The sequence below is a fragment of the Citrobacter sp. KH_055_1 genome (genome assembly GCF_057838705.1).
This window is the reverse complement of the sequence record NZ_CM174473.1, coordinates 1-14,942: the sequence shown is the minus strand read 5'-3', so window position 1 is coordinate 14,942 and position 14,942 is coordinate 1. Positions and strand designations below refer to the sequence as shown.

Below are 14,942 nucleotides of genomic sequence, written 5' to 3'. Positions count from 1 at the left end.
ACGCCGTTGACCTTAACGCAGCATCGCCATCAGTTCCATCGGTGAGCGATGCTGCTTCAGCAGGTCGCGCATAACGCGCATATGCGGAGCCGTGTGGTCAAAGAAAGCTTGATAGCCTGCACACAGTCCACCCTTGCCGCTATCATCACAAAATGCAGGGCAATCGCCACGATAGAATTGCAACAGGGAACATGACTGACAGCGCGCGCTCATCTGTGAGATCGTCTGTCGATTGGTTTGTCCCGTTCGACCACACCACCGATTCAACGTTTCATCAAAAAGCGGAATAGATATTCGCGTAATATCCTCACGAACCCAGATATCAAATACCGTATTTAAAAAATGTCCCCAGTCTTCCGCTGTAACGGAACCCGCGGTCGGACACCCTTTTTCATCGCGTTCAACTAAGGGAACAAACTGCACCGAACGAACGCCTGATTTTTGTATATTGCGATATAAATCAATAGATTGATTACATCTCAACCGATCTACCACCACCCTAATCATTCCCTCACTAACATCCATGTGCTCACACTCCGTCATACAAAATTCCCGAGATATACGATAAGTTGGCGAACGTGTGTTACAGCAAACAGTATTGCGAGAGATAACACCGCGAGGGAGATCATAAATTTGTCACGCACCGCGCGAGATTCAGAAAAATCACTATGCGTGACGTCCATCAGGTTACGGCTCCGGGTATAGCGCCAAAGAATTATCGCCACAATTGCCAGTACCCCAATTGACACCCAAAACAGAAAGCCGGCCTGATGCCAGTTATGTTTCAGCGCCAGAGCTATTAACGCGCCGTAACCCAGCAGGGTGCGAAACCAGGCCAGCGAGGTACGTTCAGGTTGCAGCCCCGGATCGGCAATACGTCGCGATTTACGGCTATCCGGCATACAGCACCAGGCCCATCACAATGACCGCAACAATCATCAAAATCAGACTGATTATCAACAGGCTATGCGTGTATGGCAGGTCCTCTTTCAGGCGCATGGCCTTTTCATTCCGCAACCAGCGCAGGTAGCCATAAATCGCCAGACCGCCGGCAAACAGGCACAGCAGCAGCGCCAGCAGTTCGCGAATGACCGGCGTGGCGAAATCCGGTGCCAGTTGATCAAGACCCACACCAGCGGCCAGAAACCCCAGCGCAGTGCGGATCCACGCCAAAAACGTACGCTCATTTGCCAGCGAGAAGCGGTAATCCGGCGCCTCTCCAAGGCGGGAAATTTTCATTATGGCTCCTTTTAACTATCGCGGTTCAGCCGTTTTTCCTGCCCACTTTCAGAATTTCAAACGCCAGATTGCTGATATTCTTCACGCTATCCAGCACCGGGAGGTCAAATGGACATCATATCGCAAAACAAATGTAGCTCATTAGGAATGCTTTTCGGCGCCATTGCCTTGATTTTTGGTATTTTTCATTTCTCTTTCGGTCCATTTTACGCCCCACAGGCTCGACTTGAGAACGTGGTGGCAGAGAAGGTTTCAGCCGTCAAAAAAGGTATTATTGCTGGGCTGAAGGGTGAGAAGCCGCTTGTTACTGACAAAGAAGAAACCATCGATATTGATAAGGTGCTGGATAACAGTAGTATCGCTCTTGCCGTCATTGCTCTGGTTTGTGCTTTTATCGGTGGCATGCGCAGAGAAAATCGTTGGGGTATCTATGGCGCCATTATCTTCGGCGGAGGAACACTAGTCTTTCATGCCTTGCTCTTTGGCGTCGCGCTGATATTCACCATCATTCTGATTATAATGATATTTTCATTTCTCAGCGGCGGTTCGCCGATTTAATCGTTTTATCAAAATACAGTCACATTATTTGGCTAGAAATGATGCAATCAGAGTATCGCTGGAGGGTAATGGCGAATTGCGTCTTATCCGGCCTACAGACCAGGCAGGCCGGATAAGTCAGTGTTAACCCATCCCCCAGAAGATCACCGCCAACAGTTGGGGGGTGATAATGCGCAGGAACATCACCAGTGGGTAGACAGTGGCATAGGAAAGCGCCGCCGCACCGCTGGTAGCGTGCAGGTTGTTGGCAAAAGCCAATGCCGGTGGGTCAGTCATCGAACCGGCCAGCATTCCGCACAGCGTGAGGTAGTTCATTTTGGTGAGCAGCCGCGCCAGCAAACCAACGGTGAGCAGCGGAACGGCGGTAATGAAAATACCGTAACCCACCCAGCTTAAGCCATCGCCCTGGGTTAATGTATCGACAAAATCACCACCCGATTTCAGGCCAACCACCGCGAGAAAGAGCACAATCCCCAGTTCGCGCAACGCCAGGTTAGCGCTCGGCGGCATAAACCAGTACAGCTTGCCGATGCTGCCAATACGCCCAAGTATCAGCGCCATAATCAGCGGCCCACCAGCCAGGCCCAGCTTTAACGCCACCGGGAAGCCAGGAATAAACAGCGGAATAGAACCCAGTAAAACCCCAAGTCCGATACCGATAAACACTGGCAGCATCTGTACCTGCTGCAGTTTTTGCTGCGCGTTGCCGACAACATTAGCGACGGCATCGATGGACGAGGGCCGCCCCACCAAATTGAGGATATCACCAAACTGCAGGCTGGCGTCGCTGCTGGCGACCAGCTCAACACCTGCGCGGTTCAGACGCGAGATAACAACGTCATAGCGTTCTTTGAAATGCAGATCGCGGATCCGTTTACCCAGCACCTGTTCGTTGGTCACCACCACACGCTCGACGCGCAAATCCGTGCCTCGCGTCGACAGCGAGGTATCAACTTCCTGACCGATCACTACCAGCGCGTTGTGCAGGTCATCGGGCTGCCCGACCAGGTGGAGCAGGTCGCCCATCTGGATAATGGTTCCCGGCGACGGCACCATCAGTGTCTCATCCCGCTTCAGACGCGAGCAGATAATTTTATCGCTGTTCAGAATGGGGACGTCCTGAATCGCCATATTATTCAGGTTCGGGTTTTCAACGCGGATGTTCATGGTCTGAATCAGCGCCTGACCGTTGGTCCGCGTTGATTCGTGCTGCTGTGCTTCTGCCTCGACGTTAACGCGGAAGATAAGGCGCATTAACCACATCGTGAGCAAGATACCGCAAATACCAAAAGGATAAGCCATGGCGTAGCTCATCCCCATCTGGTCCACGACATCCATGGGCGTACCCAGATCGCGCAGGATTTGCTGTCCAGCACCCAGCGCCGGAGTATTAGTGACGGCACCGGAGAATATGCCCAGCACCACGGGAAGAGGTATAGCAAAAATTTTATGCAGGAGAGCGGTAACCAGCCCCCCCATAATGACAATCAGCACGGCGAACAAATTCAGGCGCAGGCCCGAAACGCGCAGCGAAGCAAAGAAACCCGGCCCCACCTGGATACCGATGGTGTACACGAAGAGTATCAGGCCGAACTCCTGAATAAAATGCAGCATATCGCCGCTCAGGGTCATCCCTGCCTGATCGACAAAATGTCCGACGATAATACCGCCAAACAGCACGCCTCCGATGCCAAAACCCACACCCCGGACTTTAATGTTGCCGATCCATAACCCGACAACCGCCACCAATGCCAGAACGCTGACCGTCAATGCTATATCACTCATTCTTCTGTTCCCTGTGAATAACATCATTAAGTAGATGGATTCTGGCAGAGTACAGTCGCAATGTATGGGTGGTAAAGCACAAAAAAGCCCCGTCATTTCTGGCGGGGCAAAGGCAAGGAGCTAATTAGCTATTTAATGCGGGACGTTCGCTGATGGTGATCCGCTGCGGTGGGACCGTTTCAGGTTCGTTGCGAATTAAATCGATGTGCAGCAAACCATTGGTGAAGCTCGCGCCGGAGACTTCCATATTTTCAGCCAGGGTAAAGCTCAGGCTGAAGGATTGTGTCACCAGCCCCTGATGCAGCCACTTGGTCTCTTTTTCCGGCTGCTCAGGCGTACCTTTCACGGTCAGACGCGTACCTTCCAGCTGAATATCCAGATCTTCCTGACGGAAACCGGCTAACGCAAGCGTAATGCGATAGTGGTTATCGTCGCTCTTTTCGATGTTATAGGGTGGGAAGCTCTGGCTTTCGCCGGTGTTTTGCAGTGCATTGGCCAGTTTGTCAAAACCGATCCATTGACGCAGCAGCGGGGATAAATCGTAGTTACGCATATTCATTTCTCCTTCTAAGAAGCGAGTAAATACCTTTCAGCTCCCTGACGGCAAGCTGATTGCTTAGCAGGGCCGCCTGACGCGGCCCACTGAATTAGTTGATTTCGATACGGCGCGGTTTGTTCGCTTCCGGAATCACGCGCTCAAGCTCGATATACAGCAGACCATTCACCAGGTTTGCGCCACGAACATGAATGTTCTCCGCCAACTGGAACTTGCGTTCAAAGTTGCGCTCGGCAATACCCTGATACAGGTAAGTACGTTCTTTTTGCTCGTCTGCATGAGCGCCTTTCACCACCAGCAAATTGTCCTGGGCGGTAATTTCCAGCTCGCTTTCAGCAAAGCCCGCAACGGCAATCGCAATACGGTAATGGTTTTCGTCTACCAGCTCGACGTTATACGGAGGGTAGCCGCCATTACTCTGGCTCTGATTGCTTTCCAGCAGGTTAAACAGACGATCAAAACCAATTGCAGAACGGTATAACGGGGATAAGTCAAAGTTACGCATAATCAATAGCTCCTGAAATCAGCGAGAATGTTAGACCTTCCATCATGGACAGGTCAGGTAGCCAGAACACCCATCAGGCGTGCCCTTCATTTGCCTACATCCTAAAAATGGGTCTTGATACAAACTTTTCAAGCGTATTCATCCGACTTTTTTTGCAGTTTGTTGTCTATTGCATACACTGGGGGAACAGTTGTTATCGTTAGAGTGCGATAGCCACCACAGTGCGACAGAATGGTGATGTTATTTTTCGCAACGGATCGCTATAACTCACCATGCAAACACCGATGTTTAACAGATGAAAAAATGATGATTAGAAAAATGTTGTTAACACTGATGATGTGCAGCGGAATGGTTGTTGTGAGCGGGTGCTCCAGCGTCATGTCGCACACCGGTGGCAAAGAGGGAACGTATCCTGGCACGCGTGCCAGCGCCACGATGATTAGCGAGAGCGATACCAACTGGGGAACCAAGTCACTGGCGATTCTTGATATGCCATTTACCGCCGTGCTGGATACGCTACTGCTCCCGTGGGATTTCTTCCGTACCGATAGCTCGGTAAGATCGCGCGTTGAAAGAAGCGAGGAGAGCACGCAAGCCATTAACGACGTGATCCCCCCGGCAACAATGCCAGCCCCTTAAGTTAACGCCCGGTTTCTGTCACCCATAGCTGGCGGAAACCCTCGACGTCCTCCATCCACGCAACTTGCTGCCCATCAGGCGAGAAAACGATCGCATCAGCAGACGGCGGCGCTTCGTGATTTTTCGTTAAAAAATCAATCTCTCCCGTCTGTGCATCACAGCAGGCAATTCTATTTTCCAGCACGAATCCCAACCATTGCCCCGACGGATGCCAGTTAAAGGCGGACTGAATATCACTCGAACAGTGAGTTAACTGGCGCGGTGCACCGCCCTGAGGTGAAATCAACCAGAGCTGCACCACGCCATGATCATCACGCATCAAAAACGCAATCTCTGATGCCAGGGGATGACTGCGCACCCAGTGACGCGGCTGATTCACCAGCCCTGGGAAAGCGCGGTCGTGAGTAAACGTCAGGCGGCGCTGAACCACGCCAGCCGGCGGGGCTGGCATTGTTGATTCGCTGCCTTCAAGCGGTGCATCGCCCGATTGCTTCCAGCCACTTTCATCCTGCGGTAAATCGACAATAAACAGTTCAGGTACTTTCTCACCATTGACTGACAACGTATCACCGATAAACGCCAGCGCGTGGTTCCCCACCCAGCCCTCTTCATAGGCACGGTTAATCTGATCGCTACCCGGCTGTGGCGCAGGCGTAGTCTGGCTTACCAGTACGCACCAGTGACTTCCGCTGTACTCGCGCGGATGCTGAACGGAAACCGTCACCGGACCGTACGGCGAAGCCACGCCAACGTTACGTAAATCCAGCGCCGGGGAACGCTCACGCAACACATGGTCGTTATAGGTGAAGCTAACAAACTCGCCGTTCGGGCTAAAAACATGTACATGGCTGCCGCCGCGCAGTGCGCCAGGGGTAAACGGGACAGTAATATCCATCGCGTCCAGATTCGTCACATCACCCTGCCCGGCAATGACTCCGCGACGGTGATGAAAGTCGTAATGCCATGTTTCATCAGGATTTTCAGGCCCGTGAATGAACACGTATTTTTCAGACTTCGGATGAACGGTCACCACGCCAACGTGTGCCTGCTGCGTCGCACGATAAATCACTTCCACCTCGCCAGTGTGAATATTGACGCGTTCAATGGTCTCGCCGGTAAACGATGCGCCGGAGGGTCGCACATCAAAAACCAGCCACTGGCTGTCCGGGGTCCAGGTATTGATATTGGTCAGTTGGTGATGACGCGGCGTAAAGGTGACTTGCTTCATGGGATGCCCTGATACGAGACAATTTCAGCAATCATACTTCACAAGGACTTCACTTTCAGGCTTTAGCGTATGCTCATCTCACTTACTATGGGCAGAAAGATGGAACATTTTGACGTGGCGATTATCGGTTTAGGCCCGGCAGGTGCAGCGCTGGCGCGGCAGTTGAGCGGAAAAATGCGCGTGATTGCTCTGGATAAAAAGCGCCAGTGCGGGACTGAAGGGTTCACCAAACCCTGCGGAGGCCTACTGGCTCCTGACGCCCAACGTTCATTTATCCGCGACGGGATCACGCTCCCCGTTGATGTTATTGCCAATCCGCAGATATTCAGCGTTAAAACGGTCGATGTGGCCGCCTCTCTGACCCGAAACTACCAGCGTAGTTATATCAATATCGATCGCCATGCTTTTGATTTATGGATGAAATCACTCATCCCTGACGATGTGCAGGTTTACCATGACAGCCTGTGTCGTAAAGTCTGGCGCGAGGGCGATAAATGGCATGTGATATTCAGTGCAGACGGCTGGGAACAGCAGATTACGGCTCGCTATCTGATCGGTGCCGACGGGGCGAATTCGCTGGTGCGCCGTCATCTCTATCCACAACACCAGATCCGTAAATATGTTGCTATCCAACAGTGGTTTACGGAACAACACCCTGTCCCGTTCTACTCGTGTATTTTTGATAACGATGCTACGGACTGTTATTCCTGGAGTATCAGCAAAGACGGCTTTTTTATCTTCGGGGGGGCTTACCCAATGAAGGACGGTCAGGCACGTTTTGACATGCTGAAAACCAGGATGGAAGCGTTCCATTTCCAGTTTGGCAAACCGGTGAAAAGCGAAAAATGTACAGTCCTGTTCCCGTCACGCTGGAAGGATTTCGTCTGCGGCGAGGAGAACGCCTTTCTGATTGGTGAAGCCGCCGGATTTATTAGCGCCAGTTCACTGGAAGGTATTAGCTATGCGCTGGACAGCGCGGAAATCCTTAAATCCGTACTGTTGCAGGACGTGGTAGACAAAAATAAAGCCTATCGCAAAGCAACCCGCAAGCTGCGTATCAAGCTGTATGGAAAAATCCTCAAGAGCCGGGCGCTAACGTCCGCATTTTCCCGTAAATGGATAATGCGCAGCGGCGTGGCGCATATTCCGCAGGCCGAATACCCTGAATCAAAAACGACAACGGATGAAAAAGACGTTGGGCAAATGCGGCAAGGCATTTGCCCATAGCGGACCTAATTCAGCGCAAATTTCTCAATGGCATACGCAACGCCGTCTTCAAGATTAGATTTGGTGACGAAGTTGGCGATTTCTTTTACCGAGGGAATTGCGTTATCCATGGCTACGCCCATACCGGCATATTCGATCATCGCGATGTCGTTTTCCTGATCGCCAATCGCCATAACCTCTTCGGCTTTAATGCCCAGCGCATCGGCCAGCGATTTCACACCGGTGCCTTTATTGACGCGTTTATCCAGGATTTCGAGGAAGTACGGCGCACTTTTCAGCACTGTATATTTCTCTTTCACCTCTGCCGGAATGCGTGAGATGGCTTTATCGAGGATTTCGGGTTCATCAATCATCATTACTTTCAGGAACTGAGTCGCCGGGTCCATCTTCTCGGCTTCGCAGAACACCAGCGGAATGGTCGCGATAAACGATTCATGCACCGTGTAGTAGCTGATATCTCGGTTAGCGGTATACAGCGTGTTGCGATCGAGGGCGTGGAAGTGTGAACCGACTTCCCGGGAGAGCTGTTCCAGGTAACGATAATCGTCATAGCTCAACGCCGTTTGGGCAACGGTGCTGCCATCTCCTGCTTTCTGCACCAGCGCCCCGTTGTAGGTAATGCAGTAGTCGCCGGGTTGTTCCATATGAAGTTCTTTCAAGTAGCTGTGGACGCCGGCATACGGACGGCCAGTGGTCAGCACCACGTTTATCCCGCGCGCGCGCGCCGCAGCAATTGCATTTTTGACTGCAGGTGAAATGGTGTGATCGGGCAGCAGAAGTGTGCCATCCATGTCGATAGCAATAAGTTTGATAGCCATGAGTTCCCCGGATTAAATGAGTCCATCCTCATGCTAACGCGATTCCGCTCAAAAAACAGCTACGAAAAGGGGGATAGGAAGGGGAACCGGGATCCCCCTTTTGACAATCGATGGTAGGCCGGATAAGGCCTAAGCCGCCATCCGGCAAAAACTGACGAACTGCCTGATGACGCTGCGCTTATCAGGCCTACAGGAGCAGGCCTGAGTTACACATTAGATATCGATATTTGCCGCTTTCAGGGCGTTCTCTTCGATAAACGCACGACGCGGTTCAACGGCGTCGCCCATCAGCGTAGTGAACAACTGGTCGGCAGCAATCGCGTCTTTCACCGTTACACGCAGCATACGACGGCTTTCCGGATCCATGGTGGTTTCCCACAGCTGATCCGGGTTCATTTCGCCCAGGCCTTTATAACGCTGAATAGACAGACCACGGCGGGACTCTTTCACCAGCCAGTCCAGCGCCTGCTCGAAGCTGGTAACCGGCTGACGACGCTCACCACGTTCAATAAACGCATCGTCTTCGATCAGGCCACGCAGTTTCTCACCCAGCGTGCAGAGACGACGGTATTCACCTCCGGTCACAAACTCATGCTCCAGAGGATAGTCGGTATCGACCCCGTGGGTACGCACGCGGATAACCGGTTCAAACAGGTTCAGCTCGGCGTCTTTACGTACAAAGCTATTCCAGGTGCTACCGTGCATTTCGTTTTCATTCAGCACGTTCACCAGCTGGGAAACCCAGGCCGTGACTTTCTCTTCATCAGCCAAATCGGCTTCGGCCAGCGTCGGTTGATAAACCAGTTCTTTCAGCAACGAGCGCGGGAAGCGGCGCTCCATACGACCAATCATTTTCTGCGTGGCATTGTATTCAGACACCAGTTTTTCCAGCGCTTCACCCGCCAGCGCCGGAGCGTGGGCATTGGTGTGTAGCGTGGCGCCATCAAGAGCAATAGAGATCTGGTACTGATCCATCGCTTCATCGTCTTTGATGTACTGTTCCTGCTTGCCTTTCTTCACTTTGTACAGCGGTGGCTGTGCAATGTAGACGTGGCCGCGTTCAACAATTTCCGGCATCTGACGATAGAAGAAGGTCAACAGCAACGTACGAATGTGCGAGCCGTCGACGTCCGCATCGGTCATGATGATGATGCTGTGATAACGCAGTTTATCCGGGTTGTATTCGTCGCGACCGATACCGCAGCCGAGCGCGGTAATCAGCGTTGCCACTTCCTGAGAAGAGAGCATCTTGTCGAAGCGCGCCTTCTCAACGTTAAGGATTTTACCCTTCAGCGGCAGAATCGCCTGGTTCTTACGGTTACGCCCCTGCTTCGCAGAGCCGCCCGCTGAGTCCCCTTCCACCAGGTACAGTTCAGAGTGGGCCGGGTCGCGTTCCTGACAGTCCGCCAGTTTGCCCGGCAGGCCAGCTAAGTCCAGCGCACCCTTACGACGGGTCATTTCACGTGCACGACGTGCTGCTTCACGGGCACGTGCCGCATCAATAATTTTACCGACGACGATTTTCGCGTCAGACGGGTTTTCCAGCAGGTATTCGCTCAGCAGTTCGTTCATCTGCTGTTCTACTGCGGTTTTCACCTCGGAGGAGACCAGCTTGTCTTTGGTCTGGGAGGAGAATTTCGGATCCGGTACTTTCACGGAAACGACAGCAATCAGGCCTTCACGGGCATCGTCACCGGTGGCGCTGACTTTCGCTTTTTTGCTGTAGCCTTCTTTGTCCATGTAGGCGTTCAGGGTACGGGTCATCGCCGCACGGAAGCCTGCAAGGTGAGTACCGCCATCACGCTGTGGAATGTTGTTGGTGAAGCAGTAGATGTTTTCCTGGAAACCATCGTTCCACTGCAGCGCAACTTCGACGCCAATACCGTCTTTTTCGGTGGAGAAGTAGAAGATATTCGGGTGGATCGGCGTTTTGTTTTTGTTGAGGTATTCAACAAACGCCTTGATGCCACCTTCGTAGTGGAAATGATCTTCTTTGCCGTCGCGCTTATCGCGCAGGCGGATGGATACGCCGGAGTTCAGGAATGACAGCTCGCGCAGGCGTTTCGCCAGAATCTCATATTCAAACTCAACGACATTGGTAAAGGTTTCATGGCTTGGCCAGAAACGCACCTGGGTACCGGTCGCTTCAGTCTCGCCAGTCACGGCCAGTGGTGCCTGCGGTACGCCGTGCACGTAAGTTTGCTGATGCACTTTGCCTTCGCGGCGAATCACCAGCTCCAGTTTCTGCGACAGGGCGTTAACCACGGAAACACCTACGCCGTGCAGACCGCCGGAGACTTTATAGGAGTTATCATCGAATTTACCGCCTGCGTGCAGGACGGTCATGATCACTTCGGCCGCCGAAACGCCCTCTTCCGGGTGGATACCGGTTGGGATACCACGACCATCATCGGTAACGGACACGGAGTTGTCAGCGTGGATTGTCACCACGATATCTTTACAGTGACCCGCGAGCGCTTCGTCGATAGCGTTATCTACCACCTCGAATACCATGTGGTGTAGACCGGTGCCGTCATCCGTGTCGCCGATATACATACCCGGGCGCTTACGCACCGCATCCAGTCCTTTCAGGACTTTGATACTGGAGGAGTCATAAGAATTCGACATCAACGTTTCTCGCTCATTTTATCTTGGGTTAATCCGTTATTTTACCCTTTTCCACGGTGAACATCTTCGAATTTTTGTCCGACATGTCCATAACGTGTTCAGCGCTAATTGCGCTGACAAAGACTTGAGATTGCGTGGCTTTTAAGCGGCTGGCTAGCAGTCCGCGACGCGCATCATCCAGTTCAGAGGCAAAATCATCTATCAGGTACAGGCAGCGCCGTCCGCTTTCGCGAGTCAGGAACTCCCCTTGCGCCAGACGTAAGGCGCACATCAGCAGTTTTAACTGCCCACGCGACAACGTATCTTCCACCGGTGCACCGTCGGCACGTATGCGGAAATCCGCTTTGTGCGGGCCGTGCGCGGTGTAGGTCAACATGCGATCGCGTTCAAAACTGCGTTCCAGCACCTCAGCGTAATCGGTCTCTTTCTCCCAGCCACGCTGGAAAGAGAAAGAGAGTGAAAACTCGGGAAGAAACAGCTGGCAGGTATCCGCCATATCCTGCGCGATACCGGCGCTGTACTCCGCGCGCCAGGTGCTGATTTGTTCCGCCAGCGGGATCAACTCTCGATCCCACGGGCGCAGTTGCTCATAACGACTCACCTGGCGCAGCGCCGCATTGCGCTGCTTTAGCAATCGCTTAAGGTTGCTCCAGGCGGTAAAGAATCCGGCTTCATTGTGAAAGCATCCCCAGTCAAGGAATGCTCTTCTGTATTTGGGGCCGCCATTGAGTAAAGTAAACCCCTCAGGCGTTATCAGCTGCATCGGCATCAGGTGCGCCAGTTCGGCAACCTTATGACCGTCAGTGCCGTCAATGCGCACTTTGCTGTCACCCAGCTTATCTTTGGTCAGGCCAATCGAGGTTTCACGCTCGGCGCCCTGCAAACGCCCGTGGAGTACAAACGACTCCTGCTCGTGGCGAATGACGCGGCCAATCTGCACACTGCGAAACGCCCGACCGTGACCGAGCGTATAAATAGCTTCCAGCACGCTGGTTTTACCGCTGCCGTTAGCGCCGACCAGGAAGTTAAAGCCGGGAGATAAAGTGAGATCCGCATTTTCAATATTGCGGAAATCTTTAATCAGGAGTCGGGATAGCGACATATCAACTCGTCATCATTCAAGGGGCGTGGGTGCCGCAGCCAGTTCGTCTACCGCCAGCGCGCAGAAAGCGGAGCGTACACGAAGTACGTGAGCATTTCGAGCACTGCCGGAAGGCGAAATGGCAAGTAAACCAGCCCCTTTGCAGATTCTACAATCTCATAGGCATGACGACGTAGGCTGCGGATTGTGACGCTGCATCTTCAATCTGTACGCTCGATACGGAATCGGTCAGCATAATACGGACGTTTTCGCACTTCAGCGCGTTCAGTACGTCCAGCACGTAGCTAACATTGAAGCCGATTTCCATTTCAGTCCCAGGATAGGTGACATCGAGGATCTCTTCCGCTTCTTCCTGCTCTGGGTTGTTGGCCGTAATTTTGAGCTGGTTTTCGCTGACGTACAGACGCACACCGCGGAATTTCTCATTGGAGAGTATGGCCGCACGGGCAAACGCCTGCTTAAGGATATCGCAGCCCGCCTCCAGATGTTTGTCTGGATTCTTCGGCAGTACGCGACGGTAATCCGGGAAACGTCCATCTACCAGCTTGGAGGTAAAGATGAAGTCGCCAACATGCGCACGGATGTTGTTGCTGCCAATCTGCACGCGCAGCGGGTTGTCGCCGCCGTCGAGCATACGCATCAGTTCAATCACGCCTTTACGCGGCACGATCACCGAATGACTGGGCAGCGATTGACCCACCGGCATAGAGCACACCGCCAGGCGGTGACCGTCGGTCGCCACGGTACGCAGTTCTTCACCTTCGGTTTCAAACAGCATGCCGTTTAAGTAATAGCGCACATCCTGATGAGCCATCGAAAACTGCGTGGCTTCAATCAGACGCTTCATCGTCGCCTGCGGCAGCGTGAATTCAACTTCACTCTGCCAGTCATCCAGATTCGGGAAGTCGGCAGCAGGCAGTGTGGACAGCGAGAAACGGCTGCGGCCAGAACGCACCAGCATGCGGTCACCTTCCAACTGGACAGCAATTTCCGCACCTTCCGGCAAACCACGACAAATGTCGAAGAATTTACGCGCCGGGACGGTGGTCGCACCGGGTTCATGCGGCTGGATCAGCGCAACGCGTGCCACCATCTCCATCTCGAGATCGGTACCGGTCAGAGAAAGCGTTCCATCCGCAACCTGTAGTAACAGGTTTCCGAGGATCGGCAGCGTAGGACGACCACCCAGCGGGCCGCTGACCTGCTGAAGCGGTTTTAATAAATGTTCACGTTCAACGGTAAATTTCATAGCGTCACGAAGATAATGTTCTGATTAAATTGGAGAAATCTTCTTTAATATCATGGCTTTCTTCACGCAACTGTTCAATCTTGCGACAGGCATGAAGCACGGTAGTATGGTCACGCCCACCAAAGGCGTCGCCAATTTCCGGCAAACTGTGGTTGGTAAGCTCTTTTGCCAGCGCCATCGCCATCTGACGCGGACGCGCTACCGAGCGAGATCGACGCTTAGAAAGCAGATCCGCAATTTTGATTTTGTAATACTCTGCCACCGTCTTTTGAATATTGTCGATGGTGACCAGTTTTTCCTGTAATGCCAGCAGGTCGCGCAGCGCCTCACGCACAAAATCGATAGTAATCGCCCGGCCAGTAAAGTTGGCGTTAGCAATCACGCGGTTCAGTGCGCCTTCCAGTTCACGCACGTTAGAGCGTAAACGCTTGGCAATAAAGAACGCCACCTCGCCTGGCAGACGAATATCGTTTTCGTCAGCTTTTTTCATCAGGATCGCAACGCGCGTTTCCAGTTCAGGTGGTTCGATCGCGACGGTCAGTCCCCAGCCAAAGCGGGATTTCAGACGATCTTCAACGCCATTGATCTCCTTCGGATAGCGATCCGACGTCAGGATGATCTGCTGATTACCTTCCAGCAGGGCATTGAAGGTGTGGAAAAACTCTTCCTGGGATCGTTCTTTATTAGCAAAGAATTGAATATCGTCAATCAGCAACGCATCAACCGAACGGTAGTAGCGTTTAAACTCTTCGATCGCATTGTTTTGTAGGGCTTTAACCATGTCCTGTACAAAACGCTCGGAGTGCATATACACCACTTTTGCATTCGGCTTGCGCGCCATAATCCCGTTACCCACAGCATGCAACAGGTGGGTTTTACCCAGACCGGTGCCGCCATAAAGGAATAGAGGATTGTAGGCGCCGCCAGGATTGTCCGCCACCTGACGAGCCGCCGCGCGCGCCAGTTGGTTAGATTTACCTTCAACGAAGTTATCAAACGTGTGTTTGACGTTGACGTTAGAGCGATAGGTTGGTTCTGCCGGGGCCGGGACGTTATCCCAACCCGGACGTGCTGCAGGTGCAGCTCGTTGCGGCTGAACTTGTTGCGCTACATACGCAGGTGCGACAACGTGATTAACCGGCGTCTTCAGCGTTTGCGTGACGGGTTTGGTACCGACTTCAAAGCGTAGCTGTGGGGCATCTGCTCCGCAGAAGTTATTCAGCAATCCATTAATATTATTAAGGTATTTGTCCCTTACCCAATCGAGCACAAAACGGTTTGGCGCATACAAAGCCAGCGTGTTATCGCTCAGTTCCGCCTGCAACGGGCGTATCCACATACTGAATTCTGTGGCTGGTAACTCATCCTGCAATCGGGCAAGACACTGCTGCCAAAGCGAAAGTGACAC

General features: G+C 52.7%; 15 protein-coding genes and 1 other annotated feature. Of the genes, 3 read left to right on the top strand and 12 right to left on the bottom strand.

Features of this window, described 5'->3' with window-relative positions; translation table 11 throughout:
- Window positions 1-12 precede the first annotated feature (12 nt).
- Genes AC3ITF_RS00075 through AC3ITF_RS00065 form a run of 3 tightly spaced genes read right to left on the bottom strand, consistent with a single transcriptional unit; the run spans window position 13 to window position 1,239 of the window.
- On the bottom strand, window positions 13-543 hold the full coding sequence (locus tag AC3ITF_RS00075; RefSeq protein WP_489176028.1) for a radical SAM protein: 531 nt from the start codon (window positions 541-543) through the stop codon (window positions 13-15).
- Window positions 540-902 (bottom strand): DUF202 domain-containing protein, encoded by a 363-nt coding sequence (locus AC3ITF_RS00070; RefSeq protein WP_115257118.1) that lies wholly within the window; start codon window positions 900-902, stop codon window positions 540-542. Before AC3ITF_RS00070 ends, AC3ITF_RS00075 begins: the two co-directional genes overlap by 4 nt.
- Window positions 892-1,239: a YidH family protein gene (locus AC3ITF_RS00065; protein ID WP_096759005.1), complete on the bottom strand. Its 348-nt coding sequence runs from the start codon at window positions 1,237-1,239 to the stop codon at window positions 892-894. The genes AC3ITF_RS00070 and AC3ITF_RS00065 overlap by 11 nt, the downstream gene beginning before the upstream one ends.
- A 108-nt stretch (window positions 1,240-1,347) precedes the next feature.
- Here AC3ITF_RS00065 and AC3ITF_RS00060 point away from each other — a divergent pair, with 108 nt between their 5' ends.
- A complete protein-coding gene (locus tag AC3ITF_RS00060; protein WP_182292081.1) occupies window positions 1,348-1,797 on the top strand; it encodes a hypothetical protein in 450 nt (149 codons plus the stop codon).
- Window positions 1,798-1,920: 123 nt separating this feature from the next.
- Here AC3ITF_RS00060 and AC3ITF_RS00055 read toward each other — a convergent pair whose 3' ends face one another.
- The 3 genes from AC3ITF_RS00055 to ibpA form a co-directional block, all read right to left on the bottom strand.
- Window positions 1,921-3,582 (bottom strand): putative transporter, encoded by a 1,662-nt coding sequence (locus AC3ITF_RS00055; protein WP_181218479.1) that lies wholly within the window; start codon window positions 3,580-3,582, stop codon window positions 1,921-1,923.
- Between the two features lie 124 nt (window positions 3,583-3,706).
- Window positions 3,707-4,135 (bottom strand): small heat shock chaperone IbpB, encoded by a 429-nt coding sequence (ibpB, locus tag AC3ITF_RS00050; RefSeq protein ID WP_096759003.1) that lies wholly within the window; start codon window positions 4,133-4,135, stop codon window positions 3,707-3,709.
- Window positions 4,136-4,229: 94 nt separating this feature from the next.
- On the bottom strand, window positions 4,230-4,643 hold the full coding sequence (gene ibpA, locus AC3ITF_RS00045) for a small heat shock chaperone IbpA (RefSeq protein ID WP_045448945.1): 414 nt from the start codon (window positions 4,641-4,643) through the stop codon (window positions 4,230-4,232).
- Window positions 4,637-4,709: a sequence feature (ROSE (Repression Of Heat Shock gene Expression) occurs in the 5'-region of heat shock genes and acts as an RNA thermometer to modulate expression.), on the bottom strand. It overlaps the preceding gene by 7 nt.
- A gap of 240 nt (window positions 4,710-4,949) precedes the next feature.
- Here ibpA and AC3ITF_RS00040 point away from each other — a divergent pair.
- Entirely contained in the window at window positions 4,950-5,282 is a 333-nt protein-coding gene (locus AC3ITF_RS00040; RefSeq protein ID WP_096759493.1) for a YceK/YidQ family lipoprotein, read from the top strand.
- A gap of 1 nt (window position 5,283) precedes the next feature.
- Here AC3ITF_RS00040 and AC3ITF_RS00035 read toward each other — a convergent pair whose 3' ends face one another.
- Window positions 5,284-6,510 carry a YidR family protein gene (locus tag AC3ITF_RS00035; RefSeq protein ID WP_489176027.1) on the bottom strand — a complete coding sequence of 409 codons (1,227 nt, stop codon included), beginning with the start codon at window positions 6,508-6,510 and terminating at the stop codon, window positions 5,284-5,286.
- A gap of 99 nt (window positions 6,511-6,609) precedes the next feature.
- Between AC3ITF_RS00035 and cbrA the strand changes: the two genes are divergently transcribed.
- Window positions 6,610-7,737, top strand: coding sequence for a colicin M resistance lipid reductase CbrA (gene cbrA, locus AC3ITF_RS00030; RefSeq protein ID WP_489176026.1), 1,128 nt, complete (start codon window positions 6,610-6,612; stop codon window positions 7,735-7,737).
- A gap of 5 nt (window positions 7,738-7,742) precedes the next feature.
- Here the strand turns inward: cbrA and yidA are convergent, their stop codons facing one another.
- The 5 genes from yidA to dnaA all read right to left on the bottom strand — a co-directional run bounded on the left by yidA (window position 7,743) and on the right by dnaA (window position 14,942).
- Window positions 7,743-8,555 carry a sugar-phosphatase gene (gene yidA / locus AC3ITF_RS00025; RefSeq protein WP_115257113.1) on the bottom strand — a complete coding sequence of 271 codons (813 nt, stop codon included), beginning with the start codon at window positions 8,553-8,555 and terminating at the stop codon, window positions 7,743-7,745.
- Between the two features lie 213 nt (window positions 8,556-8,768).
- Window positions 8,769-11,183: a DNA topoisomerase (ATP-hydrolyzing) subunit B gene (gene gyrB, locus AC3ITF_RS00020; RefSeq protein ID WP_115257112.1), complete on the bottom strand. Its 2,415-nt coding sequence runs from the start codon at window positions 11,181-11,183 to the stop codon at window positions 8,769-8,771.
- A 28-nt stretch (window positions 11,184-11,211) separates the two neighbouring features.
- Window positions 11,212-12,285 (bottom strand): DNA replication/repair protein RecF, encoded by a 1,074-nt coding sequence (gene recF / locus AC3ITF_RS00015; RefSeq protein ID WP_181596070.1) that lies wholly within the window; start codon window positions 12,283-12,285, stop codon window positions 11,212-11,214.
- 148 nt (window positions 12,286-12,433) lie between these two features.
- Complete coding sequence (gene dnaN, locus AC3ITF_RS00010) at window positions 12,434-13,534, bottom strand: DNA polymerase III subunit beta (protein WP_096758997.1); 1,101 nt, start codon at window positions 13,532-13,534, stop codon at window positions 12,434-12,436.
- A gap of 4 nt (window positions 13,535-13,538) precedes the next feature.
- Window positions 13,539-14,942, bottom strand: a complete 1,404-nt coding sequence (gene dnaA, locus AC3ITF_RS00005; protein WP_117342601.1) for a chromosomal replication initiator protein DnaA — start codon at window positions 14,940-14,942, stop codon at window positions 13,539-13,541.

What these genes read in the sequence shown, in the direction of transcription:
- AC3ITF_RS00075 (WP_489176028.1), bottom strand. Translation starts at nt 543, where the DNA reads ATGACGGAGTGTGAGCACATGGATGTTAGTGAGGGAATGATTAGGGTG.
- AC3ITF_RS00070 (WP_115257118.1), bottom strand. Translation starts at nt 902, where the DNA reads ATGCCGGATAGCCGTAAATCGCGACGTATTGCCGATCCGGGGCTGCAA.
- AC3ITF_RS00065 (WP_096759005.1), bottom strand. Translation starts at nt 1,239, where the DNA reads ATGAAAATTTCCCGCCTTGGAGAGGCGCCGGATTACCGCTTCTCGCTG.
- AC3ITF_RS00060 (WP_182292081.1), top strand. Translation starts at nt 1,348, where the DNA reads ATGGACATCATATCGCAAAACAAATGTAGCTCATTAGGAATGCTTTTC.
- AC3ITF_RS00055 (WP_181218479.1), bottom strand. Translation starts at nt 3,582, where the DNA reads ATGAGTGATATAGCATTGACGGTCAGCGTTCTGGCATTGGTGGCGGTT.
- ibpB (WP_096759003.1), bottom strand. Translation starts at nt 4,135, where the DNA reads ATGCGTAACTACGATTTATCCCCGCTGCTGCGTCAATGGATCGGTTTT.
- ibpA (WP_045448945.1), bottom strand. Translation starts at nt 4,643, where the DNA reads ATGCGTAACTTTGACTTATCCCCGTTATACCGTTCTGCAATTGGTTTT.
- AC3ITF_RS00040 (WP_096759493.1), top strand. Translation starts at nt 4,950, where the DNA reads ATGATTAGAAAAATGTTGTTAACACTGATGATGTGCAGCGGAATGGTT.
- AC3ITF_RS00035 (WP_489176027.1), bottom strand. Translation starts at nt 6,510, where the DNA reads ATGAAGCAAGTCACCTTTACGCCGCGTCATCACCAACTGACCAATATC.
- cbrA (WP_489176026.1), top strand. Translation starts at nt 6,610, where the DNA reads ATGGAACATTTTGACGTGGCGATTATCGGTTTAGGCCCGGCAGGTGCA.
- yidA (WP_115257113.1), bottom strand. Translation starts at nt 8,555, where the DNA reads ATGGCTATCAAACTTATTGCTATCGACATGGATGGCACACTTCTGCTG.
- gyrB (WP_115257112.1), bottom strand. Translation starts at nt 11,183, where the DNA reads ATGTCGAATTCTTATGACTCCTCCAGTATCAAAGTCCTGAAAGGACTG.
- recF (WP_181596070.1), bottom strand. Translation starts at nt 12,285, where the DNA reads ATGTCGCTATCCCGACTCCTGATTAAAGATTTCCGCAATATTGAAAAT.
- dnaN (WP_096758997.1), bottom strand. Translation starts at nt 13,534, where the DNA reads ATGAAATTTACCGTTGAACGTGAACATTTATTAAAACCGCTTCAGCAG.